This is a genomic window from Lentibacillus populi (assembly GCA_014642895.1).
Classification (GTDB): domain Bacteria; phylum Bacillota; class Bacilli; order Bacillales; family Amphibacillaceae; genus Lentibacillus_C; species Lentibacillus_C populi.
Map to the genome: position 1 here is coordinate 1 of BMJD01000095.1, position 2,064 is coordinate 2,064.

Annotated in this window: 5 protein-coding genes; all 5 read left to right on the forward strand. The window is 39.1% G+C overall.

Annotated elements, in window-relative coordinates; translation table 11 throughout:
• On the forward strand, positions 1–261 hold a 261-nt coding region (locus IEX12_RS23660; protein WP_286171351.1), incomplete at its 5' end, for a hypothetical protein.
• Entirely contained in the window at positions 246–404 is a 159-nt protein-coding gene (locus IEX12_RS22950) for a hypothetical protein (RefSeq protein ID WP_188725975.1), read from the forward strand. The genes IEX12_RS23660 and IEX12_RS22950, both read left to right, overlap by 16 nt.
• 13 nt (positions 405–417) lie before the next feature.
• The gene (gene ssb / locus IEX12_RS22955) at positions 418–840 is read left to right on the forward strand and encodes a single-stranded DNA-binding protein (protein ID WP_188725976.1); all 423 of its coding nucleotides are present in this window, start codon (positions 418–420) and stop codon (positions 838–840) included.
• A gap of 9 nt (positions 841–849) precedes the next feature.
• On the forward strand, positions 850–1,107 hold the full coding sequence (locus tag IEX12_RS22960) for a hypothetical protein (protein ID WP_188725977.1): 258 nt from the start codon (positions 850–852) through the stop codon (positions 1,105–1,107).
• Positions 1,108–1,235: 128 nt separating this feature from the next.
• Positions 1,236–2,048: a DNA-methyltransferase gene (locus IEX12_RS22965; protein ID WP_188725978.1), complete on the forward strand. Its 813-nt coding sequence runs from the start codon at positions 1,236–1,238 to the stop codon at positions 2,046–2,048.
• Positions 2,049–2,064: the final 16 nt, after the last annotated feature.

The following is a 2,064-nucleotide window of genomic DNA, read 5'->3' on the forward strand; positions in this document are numbered from 1 at the left end:
TCAAACGAATTTGATACAGAATGTTCAAACTGCGAAGAAGAATTCGAAGTGATTGTGGAATGGAATCCAAGCTATTACGCTAACAAAATTGAATACGTTGAATGCGAAAAATGCGGGACGGAAACAAGGGATATATGCGAAAAAGGACGTTCTTTTCCTTATCCAGAGCATTATAAAGAAACAAGAGTGTGCAAATCATGCTTTTTGAAAGGTTTAGAAGAACAATATGAAATGGAGGATAAGTCATGTGGCAAGGCATAAAAAGCATAATGGTATTTAACCCAAAAGACAGCGATGAACAAACGGCAACAAAATTTATGGACTGGATGCGAGATAACAAGAGCGCTGTCGGAGATAAGGCAGTACCAAATGCGGAACAAACTAGAATATTACTAAAAAAATAGGAGTGGATGATAAATGATTAACGCAGTAACGCTTGTAGGACGCCTAACAAAAGATGTTGACCTAAGATACACGCAATCAGGTAAGGCAGTAGGTAATTTTACTTTAGCTGTAAATCGCCCTTTTAAAAATGCACAAGGCGAACAAGAGGCAGATTTTATCAATTGTACATCATGGGGTAAACAAGCCGAAAATCTAGCAAATTACATGAAAAAAGGTTCACAGGTAGGTATCGTTGGCAGGATTCAAACACGTAATTACGAAAACAACGAGGGGCGAAAAGTGTTTGTTACGGAAGTTATCGCCGAGCAAGCAGCATTCCTGGAAAGTAAATCGAACGAACAAAAAACAGAAAAACCATCGAACGAACAGCCTAACAATCCATTCAAAGACAATGGAGAGCCAATAGACATCTCAGATGACGATTTACCTTTCTAGGGGGTAACCATGAACACACTAACTAACGACAGGGCATATGTGAAAGAGGGCAGGCACCGCGATAACGTCATCCTGCTAGAAGAGTTAGAATTCTGCATGCCGAAAGATCAATTACGGACTATCACAGAACTACATAACAACGGCATGTGGATAGAAGATATTGCCGAGGAAGTCAAACGGAATCCGTATGAAGTGCTGCTGGCATTAATACACCAAGTCAAGCGCGGATATAAAATGCGGCCGTTGGCGGTTAGGAGGAAGCTATGAAAATACATTTCACAATCAACAAATACCGCAAAGGCAGTACAAGCAATAGATTTGATGCGAGGTTGAGTAGTTATAGTCGGGATTTGTATTATAGCTGTTTTAAAAATTGGTAAAGGAGAGGGTAGGCAATGACAAATAAAATAAAAATGGAACTACATCATGATCACTTTCAAAACTTTAAAAGGTATAACATTCCAAGGGCGCAACTTGTTATAGCCGATATTCCTTACAATCTAGGCAACAACGCCTATGCTTCTAGTAACCAATGGTACATTGACGGCGATAACAAAAACGGCGAAAGCAAACTAGCAAATAAATCATTCTTTAAAACGGATGAAAATTTTAATCTAGCTGAATACATGCACTTTTGCAGCAAGTTATTAAAAAAAGAGCCGAAAGAAAAGAATCAAGCGCCGGCCATGATTGTATTTTGTTCGTATCAGCAAATGCCAATGATCGAGGAATACGGCAGGAAATATGGGTTCAAAAAATCATATCCGTTGTTTTTTATAAAAAATACAAGTTCGCAGGTGCTGAAGGCAAACATGAAGATCGTAGGGGCGACTGAGCACGCAGTTGTATTATATCGCGACAAGCTGCCTAAGTTTAGGAACGGTAAAACGGAAACGACAAAAGGACGGATGATCAAAAACTGGTTTGAGTGGAAACGGGATAGCGCTAAAGAATATCCCAAAGTTCACCCGACACAAAAACCTGTGAAACTACTAAAGGAATTGATTGAAATTTTTACGGATGAGGGTGATGTCGTAATTGACCCATGTGCCGGGAGTGGTTCTACTTTGAGAGCCGCATACGAACTAAAACGAAATAGCTTTGGTTTTGAAATCGAAAAGGAATTTTACAACAAAGCAAAAGAAACAATGCTGAACGTTGAACATATAAACAAATTTGAACAATTAGAAATCGCTAATTTTATGTAAAGGCAGGTGAACGGCA

What these genes read in the sequence shown, in the direction of transcription:
- IEX12_RS22960 (WP_188725977.1), top strand. Translation starts at nt 850, where the DNA reads ATGAACACACTAACTAACGACAGGGCATATGTGAAAGAGGGCAGGCAC.
- IEX12_RS22965 (WP_188725978.1), top strand. Translation starts at nt 1,236, where the DNA reads ATGACAAATAAAATAAAAATGGAACTACATCATGATCACTTTCAAAAC.
- IEX12_RS22950 (WP_188725975.1), top strand. Translation starts at nt 246, where the DNA reads ATGTGGCAAGGCATAAAAAGCATAATGGTATTTAACCCAAAAGACAGC.
- ssb (WP_188725976.1), top strand. Translation starts at nt 418, where the DNA reads ATGATTAACGCAGTAACGCTTGTAGGACGCCTAACAAAAGATGTTGAC.